This is a genomic window from Vibrio sp. D431a, from assembly GCF_030248655.1.
GTDB lineage: Bacteria > Pseudomonadota > Gammaproteobacteria > Enterobacterales > Vibrionaceae > Vibrio > Vibrio alginolyticus.
The window spans coordinates 51,660-72,088 of record NZ_JAHGAP010000008.1 but is presented as its reverse complement, the minus strand read 5'-3'; the positions used below and the strand labels follow the sequence as shown (position 1 = coordinate 72,088).

General features: G+C 44.6%; 23 protein-coding genes. 16 read left to right on the top strand and 7 right to left on the bottom strand.

Annotated elements, in window-relative coordinates; translation table 11 throughout:
* Positions 1-4 precede the first annotated feature (4 nt).
* Positions 5-466: a type III secretion protein gene (locus KJB35_RS05870; RefSeq protein WP_025768127.1), complete on the bottom strand. Its 462-nt coding sequence runs from the start codon at positions 464-466 to the stop codon at positions 5-7.
* Positions 463-1,785: a SctN family type III secretion system ATPase VscN gene (gene vscN / locus KJB35_RS05865; protein WP_017821332.1), complete on the bottom strand. Its 1,323-nt coding sequence runs from the start codon at positions 1,783-1,785 to the stop codon at positions 463-465. The genes KJB35_RS05870 and vscN overlap by 4 nt, the downstream gene beginning before the upstream one ends.
* A 185-nt stretch (positions 1,786-1,970) precedes the next feature.
* Here vscN and sctW point away from each other — a divergent pair, with 185 nt between their 5' ends.
* From sctW to KJB35_RS05795, 14 genes are all read left to right on the top strand, one after another.
* Entirely contained in the window at positions 1,971-2,864 is an 894-nt protein-coding gene (gene sctW, locus KJB35_RS05860) for a type III secretion system gatekeeper subunit SctW (protein ID WP_017821331.1), read from the top strand.
* On the top strand, positions 2,845-3,129 hold the full coding sequence (locus tag KJB35_RS05855; protein WP_005377239.1) for a TyeA family type III secretion system gatekeeper subunit: 285 nt from the start codon (positions 2,845-2,847) through the stop codon (positions 3,127-3,129). The genes sctW and KJB35_RS05855 overlap by 20 nt, the downstream gene beginning before the upstream one ends.
* Positions 3,116-3,490 carry a type III secretion chaperone SycN gene (gene sycN / locus KJB35_RS05850; RefSeq protein ID WP_005377240.1) on the top strand — a complete coding sequence of 125 codons (375 nt, stop codon included), beginning with the start codon at positions 3,116-3,118 and terminating at the stop codon, positions 3,488-3,490. Before KJB35_RS05855 ends, sycN begins: the two co-directional genes overlap by 14 nt.
* Positions 3,487-3,864 carry a type III secretion system protein VscX gene (gene vscX / locus KJB35_RS05845; RefSeq protein ID WP_005377246.1) on the top strand — a complete coding sequence of 126 codons (378 nt, stop codon included), beginning with the start codon at positions 3,487-3,489 and terminating at the stop codon, positions 3,862-3,864. Before sycN ends, vscX begins: the two co-directional genes overlap by 4 nt.
* A gap of 5 nt (positions 3,865-3,869) precedes the next feature.
* Positions 3,870-4,211: a type III secretion system chaperone VscY gene (gene vscY, locus KJB35_RS05840; RefSeq protein ID WP_005377248.1), complete on the top strand. Its 342-nt coding sequence runs from the start codon at positions 3,870-3,872 to the stop codon at positions 4,209-4,211.
* Positions 4,195-6,321: a SctV family type III secretion system export apparatus subunit VcrD gene (vcrD, locus tag KJB35_RS05835; protein ID WP_086013006.1), complete on the top strand. Its 2,127-nt coding sequence runs from the start codon at positions 4,195-4,197 to the stop codon at positions 6,319-6,321. The genes vscY and vcrD overlap by 17 nt, the downstream gene beginning before the upstream one ends.
* Positions 6,321-6,734, top strand: coding sequence for an LcrR family type III secretion system chaperone (locus tag KJB35_RS05830; protein ID WP_053304394.1), 414 nt, complete (start codon positions 6,321-6,323; stop codon positions 6,732-6,734). Before vcrD ends, KJB35_RS05830 begins: the two co-directional genes overlap by 1 nt.
* Positions 6,735-6,794: 60 nt before the next feature.
* On the top strand, positions 6,795-7,079 hold the full coding sequence (locus KJB35_RS05825; RefSeq protein WP_053304395.1) for an LcrG family type III secretion system chaperone: 285 nt from the start codon (positions 6,795-6,797) through the stop codon (positions 7,077-7,079).
* Positions 7,080-7,089: 10 nt separating this feature from the next.
* The gene (locus tag KJB35_RS05820; RefSeq protein WP_274615494.1) at positions 7,090-8,913 is read left to right on the top strand and encodes a virulence-associated V antigen; all 1,824 of its coding nucleotides are present in this window, start codon (positions 7,090-7,092) and stop codon (positions 8,911-8,913) included.
* A 12-nt stretch (positions 8,914-8,925) separates the two neighbouring features.
* Positions 8,926-9,411: a SycD/LcrH family type III secretion system chaperone VcrH gene (gene vcrH / locus KJB35_RS05815; RefSeq protein ID WP_005377258.1), complete on the top strand. Its 486-nt coding sequence runs from the start codon at positions 8,926-8,928 to the stop codon at positions 9,409-9,411.
* A gap of 7 nt (positions 9,412-9,418) precedes the next feature.
* A complete protein-coding gene (vopB, locus tag KJB35_RS05810) occupies positions 9,419-10,618 on the top strand; it encodes a type III secretion system translocon subunit VopB (protein WP_017634540.1) in 1,200 nt (399 codons plus the stop codon).
* A 10-nt stretch (positions 10,619-10,628) separates the two neighbouring features.
* Entirely contained in the window at positions 10,629-11,633 is a 1,005-nt protein-coding gene (gene vopD, locus KJB35_RS05805; protein WP_017821326.1) for a type III secretion system translocon subunit VopD, read from the top strand.
* A 353-nt stretch (positions 11,634-11,986) separates the two neighbouring features.
* Positions 11,987-12,352 carry a hypothetical protein gene (locus KJB35_RS05800; protein WP_017821699.1) on the top strand — a complete coding sequence of 122 codons (366 nt, stop codon included), beginning with the start codon at positions 11,987-11,989 and terminating at the stop codon, positions 12,350-12,352.
* 259 nt (positions 12,353-12,611) lie between these two features.
* The gene (locus tag KJB35_RS05795; protein WP_017821698.1) at positions 12,612-13,583 is read left to right on the top strand and encodes a TAXI family TRAP transporter solute-binding subunit; all 972 of its coding nucleotides are present in this window, start codon (positions 12,612-12,614) and stop codon (positions 13,581-13,583) included.
* A 293-nt stretch (positions 13,584-13,876) separates the two neighbouring features.
* On the opposite strand, the gene KJB35_RS05790 is transcribed toward KJB35_RS05795, so the two are convergent.
* The 5 genes from KJB35_RS05790 to KJB35_RS05770 all read right to left on the bottom strand — a co-directional run bounded on the left by KJB35_RS05790 (position 13,877) and on the right by KJB35_RS05770 (position 18,774).
* The gene (locus tag KJB35_RS05790) at positions 13,877-14,647 is read right to left on the bottom strand and encodes a sulfite exporter TauE/SafE family protein (protein ID WP_213908117.1); all 771 of its coding nucleotides are present in this window, start codon (positions 14,645-14,647) and stop codon (positions 13,877-13,879) included.
* Positions 14,648-14,728: 81 nt separating this feature from the next.
* Complete coding sequence (locus tag KJB35_RS05785) at positions 14,729-15,244, bottom strand: adenylate kinase (protein WP_149192504.1); 516 nt, start codon at positions 15,242-15,244, stop codon at positions 14,729-14,731.
* A gap of 279 nt (positions 15,245-15,523) precedes the next feature.
* The gene (locus KJB35_RS05780) at positions 15,524-17,050 is read right to left on the bottom strand and encodes a tripartite tricarboxylate transporter permease (protein ID WP_005388177.1); all 1,527 of its coding nucleotides are present in this window, start codon (positions 17,048-17,050) and stop codon (positions 15,524-15,526) included.
* Between the two features lie 19 nt (positions 17,051-17,069).
* A complete protein-coding gene (locus tag KJB35_RS05775; protein ID WP_005388179.1) occupies positions 17,070-17,564 on the bottom strand; it encodes a tripartite tricarboxylate transporter TctB family protein in 495 nt (164 codons plus the stop codon).
* A 238-nt stretch (positions 17,565-17,802) separates the two neighbouring features.
* Entirely contained in the window at positions 17,803-18,774 is a 972-nt protein-coding gene (locus KJB35_RS05770) for a tripartite tricarboxylate transporter substrate binding protein (protein WP_213908116.1), read from the bottom strand.
* A 266-nt stretch (positions 18,775-19,040) separates the two neighbouring features.
* Here KJB35_RS05770 and KJB35_RS05765 point away from each other — a divergent pair, with 266 nt between their 5' ends.
* Entirely contained in the window at positions 19,041-19,439 is a 399-nt protein-coding gene (locus KJB35_RS05765) for a GFA family protein (RefSeq protein WP_213908115.1), read from the top strand.
* A 264-nt stretch (positions 19,440-19,703) separates the two neighbouring features.
* Entirely contained in the window at positions 19,704-20,417 is a 714-nt protein-coding gene (locus KJB35_RS05760) for a GntR family transcriptional regulator (protein WP_005377279.1), read from the top strand.
* Positions 20,418-20,429 lie beyond the last annotated feature (12 nt).

Here is a 20,429-nt window from a genome sequence, read left to right as displayed (position 1 = left end):
ACCTTTAGATAATGTCGACAGTGCGAAACTCTTCCTGTTCGAGTTCTTCTTTGTATTGCCTTTCTCGCGATTTTTCCGCGACTTCTTGTTGCTGCAACTGAACGAATTTTTCTTTGGTTTTATGGGCTTGTCGCGCCTCTTTTTGCTTTTCTTTAAGTGCCGAGCGTTCGATTTCAAGCGCTTTTTTTGACTCGGCCACACGTTGTTTAAGTTCGGCTTCTCTCTCTCTTAACAACGCGATTTCTTGTCTTAATGTTTCTAGCTCTTTGAGAACGAGTGTTTGTTGTTTTGCTTTAGCAAAACGTCGCTCTTCTTCTTCCTGGCGCCAAACGTGATAGTCCGCGACAGAACGTTCGGCCTTTTGAACCTGTGCTGCGGCGTTTGACACTCGGTATTCTTGACGCTTGACGGCTTTATCCGCACGTTCAGCGCGAATTTTTTTGATTTCTAATAAGCGTTCTATCATTGTTTCGCCATCCCTTTAAGTTGAGCGATAGCGCCATCAAGATCGCTTGGTTCATGAGTGCCTTGGCGTAAAAAGGCGCGTATATCATCACTTTGTGCAATGGCCAAATCCGCTCGACTATCTGCGCCATGTTGGTATTCGCCAATTTTGATTAGCAGCTCAACTTCTTCATACTTAGCTAACATTTCGCGAATATGAGCAGCAGACGCCTGATGATCGGGTTCAACGATTTGATTCATCACTCGGCTTGCTGACCGAAGTACATCAATGGCGGGGTAATGGTTCATTGCCGCAAGTTTGCGCGAGAGAATGATGTGCCCGTCTAGAATTGAGCGAGTTTCATCCGCGACAGGCTCCGTCATGTCGTCACCTTCCACCAACACGGTGTACAGTGCTGTAATTGATCCTTTGTCTGATTGTCCAGCTCGTTCCATCAGCTTTGGCAAAGCGGCAAAAACAGAAGGCGGATAGCCACGTCGTGTTGGTGGCTCGCCTGCGGCTAGTCCAATCTCCCTCTGTGCGCGGGCGAAACGCGTTACAGAATCCATCAGCAGTAGCACGCGTTTACCTTGATCACGAAAATATTCTGCGATAGAAGTGGCAACAAAAGCGGCTTTGGCACGCTCCATTGCTGGGCGATCAGAGGTAGCGACCACTAAAACCGATTTGGCCATTCCTTCTTCGCCTAGGTCATGCTCAATAAACTCGCGCACTTCGCGTCCGCGTTCACCAATTAAGGCGAGAACGGTCACGTCAACTTCTGCGGAGCGAATCAGTTTTGCCAGTAGGGTACTTTTACCCCCGCCAGCCGCTGCAAAAATACCCATGCGCTGACCTTCACCACAGGTCAGTAGCCCATCAATGGATCGAACGCCAAGAGAGATTGGCTTTTCAATTAGTTTACGTTGCATTGGTGGTGGCGCATCGCGATAAACAGGATACCAAGCACTTGGTTCCTGACTTTGCGTACCATCGAAAGGACGTCCAAGCCCGTCAAGCGTTGTACCTAACAGGTGGTCGCCAACACCCACTTCGTGCATTTTGCCCATTGGGCTTACTTCTGTATTTGAGGAAATCCCAAACATATTTCCTAACGGGGTGAGCAAAGCGTGATGCTGCTGGAAGCCAACCACTTCCGCTAACAAAGACAGAGTTTGATCGGGATTGCGCAACTCACACAGTTCACCTACACGAACGCCAGGGACGACAGCTTTGATAATGGTGCCGGTGACTTGTGTAACGCGCCCGCGAATTTGGATCAAACGCGTGTGTTTAATCGCAGATTGTTGGATATCAGTGATGTATGAGAAATCGTTCAAGGTAAAAATATGCGCAATGATTGATGCTGAGAGGATAGAAAGTATAAGAATCAATTTATAGTGAATATCAGTCGGGAGTTTTTAGAAAACTGAAAGCGCACTAAAAAAACACGTCTGATTTTGACAGCTTCAACAAAGCGCACTTCCTATAATTCGCCTGTATTGTGCGGAAGGAGTGCAAGTGAATGAGTATTATCAACAATCATATCGCAACAAATCCAAAGTTTGATGCGTCTATCCAAAACGGGTTGGAATCGTCTCGTCCCGACGTTTCACAAAAAGGCAATTATCGCGGTGAAACCGTCCGTGTTCACAATGCCACACAATCACTTTTTGATGCGATGGAAGAACTCACTTCACTCGGTTCCGAAAAAGCAGAGAAAGATCTGACCAAGCGCAAAGTGAAAGACAGTGGTGTTCGAGTTAATGAAGCGCACGAACTCGTTTCTGACTATCTGCGAAAAGTCCCTGATCTTGAAAAGAACCAAAAGATCAAAGATTTGGCTACAAAAATGGCGGGAGGGAATATCTCGACCATCGCTCAATTGCAAGCTTATTTGAATGGATTTTCAGAGGAGAAAAGCCATCAATACCTTGCGTTAAAAGCCGTGAAAAAGTTTTTGAGTGCGAGTCCAGAAAGTAAACACCTACTAGCGCTGATTGACCAAGCACTTCTAAGAATCGAGCAAAACCCAGATACATGGTCTCAAATTGATACGGAAATCCGTGTCTCAAATTTTGCTGATGAATACAGCCAAGAGCAAGAGTTTAGCTCTTTGCATCAGCTGCGCGGCTTCTACCGCGATACCGTTCATAGTTATCAAGGGCTCGGCGCTGCTTATCAAGATGTGGTGGCGCGCTTTGGTGAGCAGGAGGTATCGACCGCTGTTGACTTTATGCTGCAAGGCATGAGTGCAGATCTTAGTGTTCAAGGTAGCAGTATCGATTCGGTTAAGTTGCAGTGGTTGATGTCCGATATGCAAAAACTCAAAACTCTAAATACGTTGCAAGATCGTGTGAGTCAGCTGTTCCAAATGTTTAAACCGGAAAGGACGAATTATGGCTTATCAAGTTTCTAATTTGATGGCTGATGTGATTGCGTTGGTAGAGCAGCGATGGGTAAGCAGTGATGAGATATGGAAAGTCGCCAACGCAATGGAATTGACGGCGGTAGAACAAAAAATCGATTTTTTTCGAGAGTTCCATAAGTTAGTTCGCGCAATCCCAATTGACGTATTCGCCGATGAAGAACAACGACAGAATTTAATCCAAGCGGTACAAAAGGCGCTAGACGAAGCCATTGATATAGAAGAAGAGGAAGCGTGGGAAGATGAGTTGGATTGATGCATCCGTCGATGAATTTTGCCGAGGAATGGGGCTCGATGCCGTCGATTTCTCATCAGCTGGACGGGTGCAGCTGGATTTTGAGCAAAGTGGTACGCTGCATATTGAGCGACAGGGTGAGCAGTTATTCTTGATGTTGTCTCGAGCGTTATCTTGGCATCAAACCAGTGACATTATTCAAAGTGCACTGTGTTTGTGTCATGCCGATCAGGGCTGGCCTTTCGAAATTAAAACCGGCTTGTTAGATGAACAAACTCTGGTTTTTTCAGCAAGGCTAAAAGGAGAAGAAGTAACACTTCCGACCTTAGAGCAAGCGTTTACGCTTTTGGCTCGTCTACATAACGATGTGGCAGGCTCATGACTCGAGTCAGCACTTTAAACGTAGGCATCGAAGCCTTTACGCATGTTACTCATAGTGAAGTTAAGGCCGATTTCCCAGAGCGATTTCAATTGCTTCCTGATGGTCAGGCGGTCGCTACACATTTAGAGAAGCTCTATGACCTCCGGCCTTCAGACCAATATCTCATCGCGTTAACCAAGCCCAAGCTGCTGCACTCAGAGTTGTTGCGTCCAGAAAAGTACCGCCAACAATTTGATGAAACGTTAGCTCAGCTGCAAGTTCTTGCACAGGATTCAGGCTCCGCTTCTTTTATCAAAGCATCTGAAACGCTACAAAGTACACAACTTGATCAGCGTTACCTCACTATGGCGCTCAATCTCCTTATTCAGGTCTAACCAACATGTTGAGATCCAAAGACATTGAACTCTTACTTGTTCACGCTGCGCTACAAGTTCAATACCAAAAGCCAGAGCATGCCATTTCTATTCTCGATGCGGTTCTAGAAATAGAACCGCAGCACAAAGAGGCGATGCAAACACTTGCTGTGGCGTGTTTACAAAGTGGTCGATATACCCGGGCGATTGAGGTGTGTGAGCACTTATTAAAATCCGACCTTCATCCTGACTCGGCAGGACTCTGGTTTTGTTTAAGCCAAGCGCGTTGGAAACAAAATGACGTCGATGGGGCACGCCAAGCGCACCGACGCTATCTGCAATCTTTAAATAGTGAATCACATGAATAAGTTGATCGATATTCTAAACAAAGTAGGGCAACGCAAAGACATCATGCTTGCGGTGATGTTACTCGCGATCGTCTTTATGATGATATTGCCACTTCCTACCGCACTGGTGGATGTACTGATTGGCACCAACATGAGCATTGCGGTGGTGCTGCTTATGTTAGCGATTTACATCACCACGCCACTTGAGTTCTCTGCATTTCCTGCGGTGCTATTGATCACGACATTGTTTCGTCTGTCTTTATCTATCACGACAACCCGCTTGATCTTGCTACAAGGCGATGCTGGTCAAATCGTTTATACATTCGGTAACTTCGTTGTGGGCGGTAACTTAGTGGTCGGTATTGTTGTGTTCCTGATCATTACCATTGTTCAGTTTATGGTGATCACCAAAGGCTCAGAGAGGGTAGCAGAAGTTAGTGCGCGCTTCTCACTCGATGCGATGCCTGGTAAGCAGATGAGTATTGACGGTGACATGCGTGCCGGAGTAATTGACGTACACGAAGCTAGGCACCGACGATCACTGATTGAAAAAGAAAGCCAAATGTATGGCTCGATGGATGGCGCGATGAAGTTCGTTAAAGGCGACTCCATTGCGGGTCTGGTCATCATTGTGGTCAACATCTTAGGTGGCGTCACGATCGGGGTAACGCAAAAAGGCATGAGTGCTTCTGAAGCACTTGAATTGTTTGCGATTTTGACCGTTGGTGATGGTTTGGTATCGCAGATCCCGGCACTCTTTATCGCGATTACCGCCGGTATTATCGTGACGCGTGTTTCTCATGAAGACTCTTCTGATCTTGGATCGGATATTGGTGGGCAGGTGATTGCTCAGCCACGAGCACTTCTTATTGGTGGTGTGCTTTTGGTGCTGTTCGCACTCATCCCTGGGTTTCCAAAAATCACTTTTCTGGTCTTGGCCGCCGTGGTTGGTGGTGGTGGTTTCTTCCTTTTCTATCAACAGAAAAAACAAGCGGAATCAGATAGCACCGACTTATCAAGCTTTGTTTCGCAAGGGGCCGGTTCGCCAGCAGCGAAGCCAAGCAAACCTACGCCTTCTAGAAACAGTAAAGGTAAGTTAGGTGAGCAAGAAGAGTTCGCCATGACGGTCCCGCTGTTGATTGATCTTGACGCGAGCCTTCAGGAAAGCTTGGAAGCGGTCGCATTAAATGAAGAGCTAGCAAGGGTGAGGCGCGCACTATATCTCGACCTCGGCGTGCCTTTCCCGGGTATCCACCTGCGTTTTAACGAGGGGATGCAAAATGGCGAATATTTAATTCAGTTACAAGAAGTTCCGGTTGCACGAGGACGAATTGTAAAAGACCAACTCTTGGTGACAGAAGGGAATGAGCAGATCGACTTATTAGGCGTGCCTTATGAGCAAGATGAAGATTTTCTACCCGGTATTTCTAGCATTTGGGTGGCACAGAGTTATGAGCAAAAACTCGTAGCCAGTCATGTCGGTTTTCTCACACCCGACAGGATTTTAACGTACCACTTGTCTCATGTTCTTAAGGAGTACGCACAAGACTTTATTGGTATTCAGGAGACGCGTTATCTGTTGGAGCAGATGGAAGGCAGTTATTCGGAGCTCGTTAAAGAGGCCCAGCGTATTGTTCCGTTGCAAAAAATGACGGAAATCTTGCAACGCTTGGTTTCTGAAGACATTTCTATCCGAAACCTTCGCGTGATCTTGGAAGCGATGGTTGAGTGGGGCCAAAAAGAGAAAGATGTTGTACAGCTGACGGAGTACATTCGTTCTAGCTTAAAACGTTACATTTGCTACAAATACGCGAGCGGACAAAACATGTTGCCCGCTTACTTATTGGATCAAAATCTCGAAGACACGATACGCAGCGGTATTCGTCAAACCTCAGCAGGGAGTTACTTGGCGTTAGATCCGTCAGTAACGCAACAATTTGTCAGTGATGTGAAACAGACCATTGGTGACTTAAGCCGCATGCCGAACAAACCTGTGCTAGTTGTGTCTATGGATGTACGCCGATATGTGCGAAAGCTTATTGAATCGGAATACTACGATCTGCCCGTTTTGTCATTTCAAGAACTAACCCAGCAAATCAATATTCAGCCACTTGGAAGGGTGGGGATGTAATGAAAACAAAACTAATACTCTCGCTGGCGCAAGCGGGGATCGAAGTGACGCCATACTTTTGGCAACAAAGTGAAATTCAACTTGGTTATCGAATTGAAGTTGAAGGCTTAGAGCTCGTTTTTCGGGTGGAGGACGGTGAAATCATCATCGTTCTTCTGAAACGCGTTCGTCCAAAATTGGGGTTGAGTAACCCCTTTGCCGGCTTATTTCTCTTGGCTGAACATGCCATTCAACTTTATCCCTCCGATTGGGTCATTCGCGGCAATGTCGATGTGTTACGTGGTAGCAACATGAGCAGCCAGCGATTGGCACAGTTCTATCTAAAAGCATGCGGTGCAAGCCATGATGAGCTAGACGACTGGTACTGTTTACGCCTAGCAGATTATAGACCTTTGAAAAAGTTGAAAAAGTAAAAACTCACGACTGTTACTGACAGCACCGATGAGATGACCCGCTTTAAGATAGGAATCAAGATGAAGCAACCGTTTACCGATGCGATTGAGAACGCTGAGCTTGCCATTAGAAAAGCTGAAGACAGAACCGATATTTTTAACGAGCTATTGGAAGGCTTAGGTGTTGGTCCTGTTGCGGGGGATGTTTTACTTGGCGGTATAAAAGCGCCAGCAGATACCATGAAACGTGCAGAGCAAGAGCTAATAGACGAAGTCCAGCGCCGCCGGCAACAACAAACTCAGCTACAAGGTACGTCAGGTAAACGCAGAAAGCGTCCCACAGTGATGCGCGGCATGATGATTTAGAGGTTTGGAAATGACGAATATGAAAACGACTGGCTCTACGACAGGAGCAACAGACACAGCTGCGAGTAGTGCACCATTACCCACTTTCCAACAAAACTTGATAGAGGCATTTACCCCTGTACTGGGTGAAGCTGAGACTCAGCAACTTGCCTCTCTAATCTCTTCATTGCCAACTATCTCGGGACAAACGGAATCACAAAGCATCGCGCTTTATGTTGATACGCTTGAAAACCTAAAAGCGAAAAATAACGCGTTTGCTGGTATATCATTGACCGACACCGCATCTGTTTGGATAAAGTCGCTACAAAGTGCTAACTCAGATGGCGAATTAACCGCAGCCGAGTTTAATGCTCAAACAAACCAAACGCTATCAAATCAGTTTCAGGCTTGGTTTAGTAAGTTACTGACGGAAAACGTAGATAGCTCGTTATCTACTGAGTTTGTTAGTCAATTCAATTTGGGGACTCAGAGTAACCAAGCGGAGCAGATCACCAACCTCTCCGAGACAGGTCTGGCTAATGCCACCAAAGAAATTTCTCTTTTTGTTGCAGAGCTTGCTAATCAAATGGGCTCCCGTGAAGTGAGAGATGCTTCTATTTCTTTTCTTCGCAATGCCTTTAGTAGCTTAGGTTCCGTTAATCTCGCGCAACTGAAGAGCTCGGATTTTCTGTTGACTAAAGAGAGTTTCGCTCTTCAAGTCTCAGCTCAATTAAAAAGTAGTTTTCAAGGCATCGGTATTACTTTAAGCACCGATGACGCAAGTGCGCTAGCTAGCAGAATTACCTGGACTCCTGGTATTTCTAAACAGCAGCTTAAAGAAGCGTTAGATGAAATGGCCGCTCAAGTGAAAGGCCAATATAGCGCAGCTTATGGTGAGGCGAGTGGAACGAACAATCTAAAAGCAGCACTTAATACTGTCATTGGTGGAACTGAGCCTTTGACCCTTTCTAGTCTGTTCGCCAACTTCGCGGTGAGTTTAACAAATATAGAAATCGACGACTTTTACCAGGACAGCGCGATAGCCGATGTCCAAAAGACACAGATAACGGCAGCTCAAGTTAATTTGATCAAAGAAAACACCGAACGAGATATCCGATTACAGTTTGAAAAAATAGTAAAAGGTGAATCTACCGGGGCTTCATTTACTGAGCGATACGAGGCATTGCGCAAGAACTTAGGGGCATTGAAAGAGCGTCTACTCAATATCACCGATAAAGAGAAAGCGGATCGCGAGGTGAGAGCAGAGCACTCTCTAACGGCTCGTGATTTGTTGGCCGTTGTTGAGTCCAGCATTGGAGACCGTTTTGATGAGCAAGTGCTGCTTGCACTAAATGAGCGTCGTGTTAACCGTTTAGAGAAACGTAATGACCAGAAAGAGGCATTAGAGGATCTCACAATACAGCTTAAAGTTTTTGGTGTTGTGCAATCAAAAATTCACTCTACGCAAAGTGTTGATGGGGTTTATAAACCGGGATATCCAGAAAGTAACTTCAAAGCGAGTGACTTTAACTACAGCAATCAAACGGATTTTGAAGCTTCACCTGAGTACAAGTATTTGACGGATAATAAGATAACAAACCATCGAGACTTCCTTCAAACACAAGGTATTACTATCGGTGATGGTGCGTCGTACCAAGACGAAGAGAAGTCGAAAAAACTGTCTAATTTTTCTAGTTCTGTCAGTGCTAAATCCAAGTTGCTTAACGATGAAGTGCAAATCAAAACCACTGAGCTGAACGACACCAGTTCTCAATACAACTCGACCGTTGAAGCGATGAACAAGTTTGTTCAGAAGTACCACAGTATTTTACAAGAAATCCTACGAGCCATTTAAGGATAACCAACCATGACTAAAACAAACGCGACCGATCCATCCCAAATGCAAGCAGAAGAGCTGCTGTCTTTTCTGGAAGAGGGAGGCACGCTAAAAATGTTGCACGATGTGTCTCAGGACACCATCGAACACATTTATGCCGTAGGTTACAACTTTTTCCAATCGGGAAAGATTGAGCAAGCAGCGAAAGTATTTCAATTACTCAGCATGCTTGATCATTATCAGGCGCGATTTTTCATTGGCCTTGGCGCGGCTCGTCAGGAGTTGGGTGAGTATCTGCAGGCAATAGACGCCTACAGCTACGCAGCGCTAGTGGACGTAAATGATCCACGCCCACCTTTTCACTCTGCTGAATGTCACCTGAAACTGGAACAACTGACAGAAGCAGAGAGTGGGTTTTACAGCGCGAAGGAGATGTCTGCCGGAAAATCACAATATGCAGATTTGCATGAGCGTGCAGGCATCATGTTAGAAGCGGTGAGAAATAAAAAGGAGTAATTAGACTATGAGTTCTATTGCACTTGACCGCATCCAGACACAGGTTTATAGCCCTGAATCTGGCCAAGCCACGTTAGATAACGTGCAGAAAACGGCGCCTACAGCGACGCCTTCTGTGACGGTAGAAAACGTGAAGAGTAAAGATGCAGATGTACTGAACACCGGAAAAGTAAAAGTTCAGTTAGATGCACCTAACGCAGCTGTTAGTGACAAAGTGAATGATTTGACGCTAAAAGCCATGGCACAGCTGCAAAAGATCGTCGATACCATTGCAAAATCTCTCCATGCAGTTGCAGACCAAACAGGTTCGATTGCCGTCAAAATCATCGCAGGATCTGCTGATGATTTTGAAGTAGAGCTTGCTGCTATCACGGATAAACTGAAAAGTGCTCAAAACGAGCTGAAAATTCAGGAAGTGAAGGTCGCAAAAGCTAAACACGAAAAAGAGATGGTGGAAAACCAAGACAAAATCAAAGAATCGGAAGCCGCTGCAAAAGAAGCCCAAAAATCAGGCTTAGCAGCGAAGATCTTTGGTTGGATCAGTGCGGTGGTTTCTATTGTTGTTGGTGCCGTAATGGTGGCAACGGGTGTTGGTGCAGCAGCCGGTGCACTTATGATCGCTGGTGGCGTTATGGGAGCAGTGAGCATGGCGCTGCAAGAGCCAGCCGTTCAAGATGCGCTAAAAGAAGCGGGCATAAATGTCGATGTGCTAAACAAAGTCGTAATGGCATTAGAAATCGCCGTCGCGGTTATTGGAGCTGTTGTGACGTTTGGTGGTGCAGCAGCTGGCGGTATCGCGAAACTTGCAGCAAAAGGTGCTGGTAAGGTAGCTCAAAAGGTCACAGAAATCGCTACGAAAGCCGCTGCAAACATGGCGAAAGTGGCGGATATGGGCACAAAAGCTGCGACAACAACAGCGAAAGCGATTCGTTATGGCGCAGAAACCGTCGATCTTGCCGTCAATGTGGGTAAAGGCGCAACGGACAGTGTCCACGCTGCTAACAATGCTCACGTGACAGAGATTCAGGCTGATATCACAGACCTTCGAGCCAAAATGACGTTAAGCCAGGCTGTCATTGATAAGCTCAAAGAAGAGATTGGTAAGTTGATGGAAGACTTCCAAGAGTTGATGAGCCTCATCATGCAAATGATTCAAGCGAAAAGTGAAACTATGCAAACGGTGTTAAGCCGTCCTGCAACGGTATAAGGAGTTTATTATGCTAGATAAAGTAGGCGGAACGGGTCGTGGTGAACTATACGGTTTAGGCGATACCATTAAAACCAACAAAGCAGAAAAAGCGCCGGAAACAAAGCTTGAAGCGGGCGCCGTTAAAAGCCAAAGTGAGTCAGGTGTTTCTGGTGCAGCACGCTACCAGTTAGAGACACCTAAAGCTCCTACAGTGAGTAATCAAGCTCAAGTTGTTGCAAACCTAATGAGCGCTCTTGCGCCGACGGTGAGCTCATTAGTGAGCACAACGATGAAAGCACTTAACGGTGAGGAGGTGATCAAGTCACCATCAGATGCGGTATCACAATCGTTGACGCTATTAACATTGTTGTATCAAGTATCAAAGCTGAGCCGTGAGCAGCAAGTGCTACAACGTGAAATTGCTGTTGAAGCAAACGTCGCGAGTTTAGAAAGCCAAGCGGCAGAGCTAAACAATTCGGCAAGCGCAATGATCGCGATGGCAGTCGTTTCGGGTGTATTAGCGGGTGCTACCGCAATTATTGGTGCCCTTGGTTCTTTCAAAGCAGGGAAAGAAATCAAGAATGAAATGGCGAGCAATAATGTACTGAAAACGCAAAAAGCTGGCTTCGATCAAGCAGAAGAGTTATTAAATAACAATAGCTTGTCTAAAACGCAGCAAGATCAGGTTAAGCGTGCGCACTCACTAGCGAAAGACAATATCGCAGACACGACAGCGCAGCTGACAAGTGGTGGCCGTAAGTTCGATAAGTTGATGAGCTCAAACCAAGCGAAGAACGCTATTCTTCAAGCTTTGGGCCAGATGGCAAACTCAGCATCGAATGTAGAGCAAACCAAAGCGCAAGCGCGCAGCAAAGATGATGAAGTACAAGCGACTCGCGCACAAGCAGCCAAACAGAAAGCCGATGAAAACATTGGTTTCCAAGAAGGTTTATTGAAAGAGCTACGTGACTTGTTCCGATCTATCTCAGATAGCCAGAACCAAGCGTGGCGAGCATCAGTCCCAACGGTGTAACCATCCGTTTCACTAACTACAAAGCGTTGTTTATACAACGCTTTTTTTATTTCAGCTATCTAAACTAGATACGGATATTTACTGGGTGATTTGTTTGTAAAGCAATATAACGTAGTGAGTTACATTGCATAAAAGTTACTGTTTTTGTTGAACTCAGCTCAAAGCTAACAACTTCATAGTAGCCTTGTTGCGTAAAATTAAGTTAAAGTGCCATTATTATTCACAAAAAGTGTGTTTAAGAATTTTTTGTAGTGAAGGGTGTAATTAGATACTCAATAACAAAATATGGTAGTTCGACTGGTGAGTATTTGGGAACAGAATTATATAAAACTCAACTTAATAAGTAGTCGAAGATGGAAGATATCAGTTTAGCATCAGATTTAGTGATTTATCTGACTACGGTTGGAATTTTAGGTATATTTGCTTGGTTTTTGTTTGTTATTTATTTGAAATCCAAGTGGTTGAAGTATCTTGAAGATGCTCTTGATAATGGAGTTCGATACTACACTCTGAATATATTCTTATCAGGTCACGGAGTATTACAATATGGAACTGTTTTTCTGAGCACTTTTCATGCGAAACGATATAAAATGTTAGAGAAGAGGGATAAGGTTCCAATTCATATTCAACGATTGTTTGTTCTCTCATTCGTATTATTTATTTCAAGTACATCATGTCTTCTGGCTGGAGTTATAACTCATCATATTTATATAGAATAAAGGTTATTTAACAAGATTATAGTAATTTGACCTGAGTATTTCTATTTAATAGATAATTTAGAATGGACATATCAGTCTAAAGATTTAATTTTCTAGACTATACGGTTTACGCTTATATAGAGCCATTATATAACGGCAGAATATGCCAATAAAATGGTGATTACTAAGCTAACCGCCAAGGATGAGAACTCAAACGTTATCAAATTGTTAACGGTTGCTATACTTAAACGGTCATCAACACAGGTAAAAGGGATGTTCAATGTTTAAGTTTAAGCAAATCGCACTTGCTGCTTCTTTAGCGGCACTCACAACAGGCTTTTCTGCGTCTGCGGAGGAAACGTTTGTCACTATTGGTACCGGTGGCGTAACAGGGGTTTATTATCCGACTGGTGGCGCTATTTGTCGCTTGGTTAACAAATCGCGAGAAGATCACGGTATCCGTTGTTCGGTAGAAAGTACTGGGGGGTCGATTTATAACATCAACACTATTCGTGCTGGTGAATTGGACCTCGGTATCGCGCAATCAGACTGGCAGTATCATGCTTACAAAGGAACCAGTAAGTTTGAAGAAAGCGGGCCTTTTAAAGAGCTGCGCGCCGTATTCTCCGTTCATCCAGAACCGTTTACTGTCGTTGCACGTAAAGACGCGAACATCAAAACTTTTGATGATTTGAAAGGTAAGCGCGTTAACATTGGTAATCCTGGTTCTGGTCAGCGAGGTACTATGGAAGTGCTAATGAACCAGTATGGTTGGAGTAACGACGACTTTAAGCTTGTCTCTGAGTTAAAAGCAGCAGAGCAATCAAAAGCACTTTGTGATAACAAAATTGATGCGATGATTTATACCGTTGGTCACCCAAGTGGAGCGATTAAAGAAGCCACTACGTCGTGTGATAGTAATATCGTAACGGTAGCTGGACCTAATGTAGAAAAACTGGTTGCAAACAACAGCTTCTATCGTGTCGCAAATGTCCCAGGTGGTATGTATCGTGGCACAGATAGTGATGTTCAAACCTTTGGTGTGGGCGCGACGTTTGTTTCTTCTACTGCGGTACCAGAAGATGTGGTTTATAACGTGGTTAAAGCGGTATTTGAAAACTTCGATGATTTCCGCCGTCTCCACCCAGCGTTTGCAAACTTGAAGAAAGAGGAAATGGTAAAAGACGGTTTATCTGCGCCTCTTCACCCAGGTGCGCTCAAATACTACAAAGAAGTAGGGCTGATTAAGTAAGCGTTACTTTCTCTTATTATTGATGTAAAACGCCATCTTTCTCGATCAATGCCACTCGTTTAACCGCGAGTGGCATATTTCTATTTCTCGTCATCCTGTACAGCGACGAAGGAGCGTGATACAGGATCTTCCATCCGAGCACTTTGTGATCAAAATGGTTTCATTAGCCGCTCAGTGTAGTGCTATTAGATTCCTAACCTCGCTGGAGTGACACAAAAAATCGTTAAGCCATCTGCATTAATCTTTCGCGCTGGCGTTTTTGTAGGAGTGTTATCCACTTGTACAAGTTTTGCTTAAACATAAACATCAATGAAAAAGTAGAGAGTGATGAGAATAGAAGAAAGAGCAACAAACCCTTTAACATGATTAGGATTCAGTTGACGAGAGACACGAGCTGCAAGATACCCACCTACCAACGTACCGACCAAAACAACACTACCTGTGTGCCAGTCAATGGAGCCATTGGCAACAAAAATCACGATAGCAATGAGTGAAACACACGTAGATACGAGCAATTTCAAACCGTTCATTAAATTAATGTCTTGGTGGCCAGCTACTACCAGATAGCTCAGAACAATAACCCCTAAACCTGCGTTGAAAAAACCACCGTAAGCAGAGACACCAACAAGTAGTAAACCCAACGCGATTGCTCCGAGTATGCCAGCATGTTTGTGCTCTTTCGCGACAGTTTTGATTAGCATTGTTAAACGAGAACCGATGAGAAAAAGCACGGTGGCAAATAAGAGTAACCAAGGGATGGCTTCCATAAATAGCGATTCTGGCGTGTTGAGCAACAGATATGCTCCGACAGCGCCGCCGACTAAACTGAATGAGACTGTGAACAGCAGTTCATGCTTGTTCTTCATGATCTCTTCTCTGAACCCGACGGCTCCGCTAATGTAACCCGCACATGAAGCATACGTGTTTGTTGCGTTAGCCATAATAGGAGGAACACCTACTGCCAATAGAGCCGGAAAAGTAATAAAGCTTCCGCCTCCCGCTATGGAGTTAATGATCCCACCAATTACGCCAGCAACGAATAAAAGTGCTAGTTCTAAAAGCATAAGCAATCCTTGTTATGTTCTTTTTCATTGTTAGAGCTTCAGATGATCTAACCCACATGCTCTAACGTTCTGATATGAGGTTTACTTTACCCGCTCTAAAACAAAATTGTTCAGTTCTGTAACGTTTTTGATGACATGAACGGCTTTAGTTTGAGAGTACCCCTCGAGGCGAGACATAAAGTCATCATTCCAGAATGCAGGGCATTGCTGAAGAACTTTGTAGCTTTGTAACGTTCCTTTCAGTACCGAACTACCATCAGGCCATCCTTCAGGTTTAATGAATAGTCCTTTAAGGAGACGTTTCGTCACAAACCAATAGCTTACTGAGTATGGTAGATCAATATAAATGAGAGTATCGGCTGCATCTAAACGAGCGTTGAAAGAGCTGATCGGTCCAAGGCCATCTATAATCCAACGATCTGAGCTTAGTATATTGCTATGAGCTTCATCAAAAACGCTACGCTCAACGGGATCACCGTTTGGTTTATAGACTATTGAATCTAATTGATGAAGAGGAAGACCGGTAGCAGACGCGATTGCTTTACTTACCGTCGATTTTCCACTGCCGGGTTTACCAAAAACTGCTATTTTTTGCATTGTGACCGCCTCCAAGAGAGCTTTTCCCATACGGTAGAGACAGAAAACCCACCGCTATGGGTGGGTTCGATAAATACTGAGCGCATCAAAAAATCCCACCATTCCTATGGAATGATGATAATTCGTTGGTTAAGTTGCGCTAAGTGTGTGTTCATACAATCACCTTCATATAACGACAGTGATTTGTCAATACCATCTGCACAATAAGCGAACGATTTGGAGGGCGGAAGATAAAGCCATCACGATGGATGGCTTTATCTAGGTTGAAAGAGACAGCGATTACTGCTCAACGCTGACTGGCTGTGCTTTAAACTTTTGAATCAGCTTTACGATTAGTGGACTTGCCAACACCAATACAGCTAAAACAGTAAAGGTAAGGGTAATAGGACGCTCCCATAGGAAACTCAGTTCTCCATCTGAAATCATTAATGCGCGGCGTAAGTTCTCTTCCATTAATCCTCCAAGGATGAAGCCCAGCAATAAAGGTGCGAGCGGGAAGTTAGCGAGCCGAAGTGCAATGGCAGCCATAGCCACAATCAGCATCACGAACACATCCATAGTGTTAAAAGAGACCAAATAAACCCCGGTGATTGAGAAGAATAAAATCATCGGTAGAAGCACCGTTCTTGGAACCGCCAAAAGCTTTGAAATGTACGGAATCAATGGTAAGTTCAGGATCACAAGTACGATGTTGCCGAAGTACATGGAAATGATCACTGACCAGAACACATCTGGGTGTTCAACAAATAGGCGAGGGCCAGGTTGAATACCATAAGCGATCAGCGCACCGAGCATTATTGCTGTTGTACCAGAGCCCGGAATACCAAGCGTTAATAGCGGTACAAATGAACCACTAGATGCTGCATTGTTCGCAGACTCTGGCGCAACCAAACCACGTATACTGCCTTTACCGAACTCATCCTTTTTCTCTTTAGGTGCGAGGTTGCGCTCCATACCATAGCTTAAAAAAGCAGCAATGGTTGCCCCTGCGCCAGGAAGAACGCCAGTGAAGAAACCTAATATTGAAGAGCGAATTGAAACAGGCGCAACATCTTTGATTTCTTCCTTGGTCACTTTCATTGAGCCAATGTTGCTCAGCTTTTCTTGTTCTTCATCGCTGGTGTCTTTTGATGGTTTAAGGATGCCCATCAGTGTCTCACCCAGTGCGAATGTCGCCATTGCAAGCAACAAGAAGCTAAAGCCATCCATTAAATCCGTTAAACCGAAGGTAAAGCGTTCAACGCCTACGCCTTTATCGATTCCAACTGTAGATAGCATCAAACCAAGAATGGTCATCATCCACGCTTTGATTACCTGACCTTTCCCCGCAAAAGCCGCGACTGCTGATAACCCAAGTAGCATCAACGCAAAATAGTCCGACGATTGGAAGCTAAGGGAGACGCTAGCCAATGCTGGTGCGGCAACAAGCAACATAATGGCAGATAGCGTACCGCCAGTGAAAGACGAATAAGCTGCCAAAGCTAATGCTTTACCTGCCTGGCCTTTTTGAGCCATTGGGTAGCCGTCGAATGCTGTGACCACGGTTGAAGAACAACCCGGCGCGTTAATTAAAATCGACGATGTAGAACCACCGAATACCGCACCGTAATAAACACCCGCCATTAAAATAAGGCCAGAGGAGGGCTCTAGTCCATAAGTAATTGGGATCATCAAAGCAATGGCTGAGATCGGCCCAAGTCCAGGTAACATGCCGATAAATGTACCGACGAAGCAACCAACGATCACCATCATAATGTTCATTGGCATTACTGCGGTGGATAAACCTTGTAGAATTCCATCTAACATAATTCAGTCCTTTCTTTGACTACCAGATGGTGAAAATCAAACCCGGTTCGAGATAGATGTCCAAACCTTGAGTGAGTAATAAGTAGAACGCGATCACGAATGGAAACGACGCGCCAAACAGAACGGGTTTACGTCTTTCCCCGAGCAGATAAAAGCCAGCCAATAAAAAGAAGCCAGTAGCTATCACAAAACCTAGATAAGTCAGGCCCACGCCGTAGAGCGCCATTAAAATTAAAAAGGCAATCAGTAACTTCCAATTGAAGGTCAGCACTGCGCCACTTTGTTTATCTGGTTGTCCTGTCACCAGCAATAGCAAAGAAAGGCCGACACCAACGTAAGTCAGGATGGTTGGCAGAGTACGTGCGGTGAATGGTTCATACTCATCACCTGGAAATAATGGAATCTGCGAGGTTTGATAACCGTAGCAAAGACAGAAGAGTAGAAAGATCATTGCGCCGACGCGGTCACGACAGAGCAAATACTCTTTGGTGAAAAAGTTGGTTGAACGAGGCATATTCAACTCCTAACAAAAGTAAAAAAGACCGCATATGGACGTCAATGAATAAACTAAACCATTAACAATTAAGCATTTCGCTGCTAGTCGAGCCGCTTTGGGTATATAAACAAAGGAGTGTGCATGCCGATTGTCGACAATGTCCATATGCGGTGAAACTTAGAGTGCAAATACAATGGGGAAATACCAACCTACGTTATTCATTGAGGTTGGTATCTGAGGGACCCCAATTCGACTGTTACTTCAGGAAGCCTAACTCGCGCATTAAGTCACCCATCTGTTGCTCTTGATCTTCAAGAAACGCGAAGAATGCTTTATCCGCTTTATAGTTGTCGATCCAACCATTGCGGTCTCGAACGACTTGCCATTCGTCGGTGTTATACATTTTAGTAAATGCGGCATTCCATTCATCTAGCTTTTCTTGGCTTGTGCCTGGTGCTGCAAAGAATCCACGCCAGTTAGCAAAGACAGTTTCATTACCATATTCGGTGAGAGTTGGAATGTTAGGCGCAGCTTCTAAACGTTTTGGTGCTGTAATCGCTAACACTTTCACTTGCCCAGACTTAGACATTTCGAGTACTTCACCTAGCCCTGTAGAGAGCAGTTGTGTTTCGCCTGAAAGTAGGGCAGCCATGGCTTTTCCACCTGCATCATAGGCAATGTAACGAACTTTGCGCGCATCAAAACCTTCACCTTTGAAAGCCGCTGCTATAACCAAATGATCCATAGAACCACGAGCAGAGCCACCAGCAACCTTCACTTTACGAGGGTTTTCTTTAAAAGCTTTAACGACATCTTCCCAAGAGTTGTAAGGAGAATCGGCTGATGTAACAATGGCGCCATAATCGGCAACCGTTGCGGCAACAGGAGTCAAGTCGCGGAAAGATTGTGGGAAGATCCCACTGAGCGAGCGAACGACGATCGGTGTTGAGTTCACCATGAGTGTATCTTCTTGACGATCAGCCGTTTCAATCAAATGTGCGATTGCTTTGCCACCGCCGCCACCAGATAGGTTTTGAAATGATACGGTTTCGACGATGTCTGACTTTATTAATACATCACCAGTACCTCGGGCGGTCATGTCCCAACCGCCACCGGCACCTCCAGGGATAAGAAAGTGCATTTTTTCAATATCTGCAGCAAGAGCGTTGAATGAAAATGAAGCTGCGATGATTGAAGCGGCGAGCGTTGGTTTGAGTACCTTTAACATGTTCACGTTCCTTATGTTAGCGACTCTATTTAGTTGAGCCTTATTGTTTTTGCTCAGTTGTCATGCCTTGTAAGCGTTAAAGCTGAACTTGGTGTAAAGGTTAATTAAGTGTTAAATATCTGTCTGTAAAAGAGATATAAAGAGAATATTGAGCATTTCGGTTATTTTGTTCATAAAGTTCACGGCGAGAAGTTGGTGTTAGGTCACGCGGCTTTACGCTTTGGTAGGCCATAATAAAATGACGGAAAATGAACGAGGAAAAGAGAATGAAAGGGACGTGTTTGTGCGGCGTAATTGAAGTCATCGCTGAGGTTAAAAATGAGGTTAGCCTGTGCCATTGCTCTATGTGTCGAAAATGGTCGAGTGGCGCACTTCATGCGGTGCATTGTGGGCCTAACGTAACGTTTAAGGGGGCCGAGCCAAAGCGTTATCAATCGTCTGACTGGGCGGTGAGAGGTTTTTGTGGCGAATGCGGCACAAACCTTTTCTATCATTTGTTGCCGACAGGTGAGTACATTCTTTCCGCTGGTTTGTTCGATAACCCAGATTTCAAACTCACTTTAGAGATTTTTACCGATGAAAAGCCAGCTTATTATGACCTCAATTCCGCTTCACAAAAGATGACTTCGCAACAAGTCTTTGATCAATTTGTACCTAAAGAATAGTTTTTTATCCGATTATTGTTCGACAGCTGAGCTTTTAGTTTTTAGATCATAAGCTTAAAGGTTTATGAGTTGTCGACAATGTGAACTTACCATTCTTTATTTCTGCTAAAAAAGGCACTTAATAGGCATTTTTGGCCCATTTAAATTACGACCTTAGTCTAAATTGTCGACAATTTACTTGATTGTCGACACTTTGATCGACTACTTTATATTCAGGTTAAGAAATTGTAGACATTTCAATGTCGGTAACAAGAGTATCTGAATATGAACTCTGAGTTGAAAGCTCGTTATAAAGTGCTGGGTTCTGAGAAAGAACACACCAAATCCGAAACGCTGACCGAAACACTGATTGAAGTCATTGTTAATGGCGATGTGAAGCCTGGCCATAAGATATCAGAGCCTGAGCTAGCAAAGAAATATCAAGTCAGTCGTGGGCCTTTGCGTGAAGCATTGATGCGCTTAGAGGGGCTAGGGCTCATCGAGCGAATTCCTCATGTTGGGGCTAGAGTGACCACTTTTTCTCCGGAAAAGCTGATAGAACTTTATGCCGTTCGAGAAGCATTGGAAGGCATGGCGGCAAGGTTAGCTGCGCGACACATTACGCAAGAAGAGCTTTTAAGCTTGGAAATGCTATTGTCGACACATTCCAAGCATATAGACCAAATGGAAGGCGCGTCTTACTTCCATCAACATGGTGACTTTGATTTTCACTATCGCATCATCCAAGCGAGCAGAAACAGTAAGTTAATATCTCTGCTGTGTGATGAACTCTATCACTTATTACGGATGTATCGTTACCAGTCGCCACGTGCACAATCTCGCCCGAATGAGGCGCTCACCGAACACAAATTCATTTTGGAAGCCATTCGCAATCGCGATGAAGAGCTTGCAGAAATGTTGATGAGAAGACACATATCAGGAAGTCGAAAGCTCATCCAATCTCAAATTATACATACAGAAAGTTTAGACAAAGACTAGAAGGAATTCGTC

Coding starts and splice junctions, on each gene's coding strand:
- KJB35_RS05760 (WP_005377279.1), top strand. CDS start 19,704: ATGAACTCTGAGTTGAAAGCTCGTTATAAAGTGCTGGGTTCTGAGAAA.
- KJB35_RS05785 (WP_149192504.1), bottom strand. CDS start 15,244: ATGCAAAAAATAGCAGTTTTTGGTAAACCCGGCAGTGGAAAATCGACG.
- KJB35_RS05770 (WP_213908116.1), bottom strand. CDS start 18,774: ATGTTAAAGGTACTCAAACCAACGCTCGCCGCTTCAATCATCGCAGCT.
- KJB35_RS05825 (WP_053304395.1), top strand. CDS start 6,795: ATGAAGCAACCGTTTACCGATGCGATTGAGAACGCTGAGCTTGCCATT.
- KJB35_RS05795 (WP_017821698.1), top strand. CDS start 12,612: ATGTTTAAGTTTAAGCAAATCGCACTTGCTGCTTCTTTAGCGGCACTC.
- vcrH (WP_005377258.1), top strand. CDS start 8,926: ATGACTAAAACAAACGCGACCGATCCATCCCAAATGCAAGCAGAAGAG.
- vopD (WP_017821326.1), top strand. CDS start 10,629: ATGCTAGATAAAGTAGGCGGAACGGGTCGTGGTGAACTATACGGTTTA.
- KJB35_RS05830 (WP_053304394.1), top strand. CDS start 6,321: ATGAAAACAAAACTAATACTCTCGCTGGCGCAAGCGGGGATCGAAGTG.
- sctW (WP_017821331.1), top strand. CDS start 1,971: ATGAGTATTATCAACAATCATATCGCAACAAATCCAAAGTTTGATGCG.
- KJB35_RS05775 (WP_005388179.1), bottom strand. CDS start 17,564: ATGCCTCGTTCAACCAACTTTTTCACCAAAGAGTATTTGCTCTGTCGT.
- KJB35_RS05820 (WP_274615494.1), top strand. CDS start 7,090: ATGACGAATATGAAAACGACTGGCTCTACGACAGGAGCAACAGACACA.
- sycN (WP_005377240.1), top strand. CDS start 3,116: ATGAGTTGGATTGATGCATCCGTCGATGAATTTTGCCGAGGAATGGGG.
- KJB35_RS05870 (WP_025768127.1), bottom strand. CDS start 466: ATGATAGAACGCTTATTAGAAATCAAAAAAATTCGCGCTGAACGTGCG.
- KJB35_RS05790 (WP_213908117.1), bottom strand. CDS start 14,647: ATGCTTTTAGAACTAGCACTTTTATTCGTTGCTGGCGTAATTGGTGGG.
- vscX (WP_005377246.1), top strand. CDS start 3,487: ATGACTCGAGTCAGCACTTTAAACGTAGGCATCGAAGCCTTTACGCAT.
- KJB35_RS05800 (WP_017821699.1), top strand. CDS start 11,987: ATGGAAGATATCAGTTTAGCATCAGATTTAGTGATTTATCTGACTACG.
- vopB (WP_017634540.1), top strand. CDS start 9,419: ATGAGTTCTATTGCACTTGACCGCATCCAGACACAGGTTTATAGCCCT.
- KJB35_RS05855 (WP_005377239.1), top strand. CDS start 2,845: ATGGCTTATCAAGTTTCTAATTTGATGGCTGATGTGATTGCGTTGGTA.
- KJB35_RS05780 (WP_005388177.1), bottom strand. CDS start 17,050: ATGTTAGATGGAATTCTACAAGGTTTATCCACCGCAGTAATGCCAATG.
- KJB35_RS05765 (WP_213908115.1), top strand. CDS start 19,041: ATGAAAGGGACGTGTTTGTGCGGCGTAATTGAAGTCATCGCTGAGGTT.
- vscY (WP_005377248.1), top strand. CDS start 3,870: ATGTTGAGATCCAAAGACATTGAACTCTTACTTGTTCACGCTGCGCTA.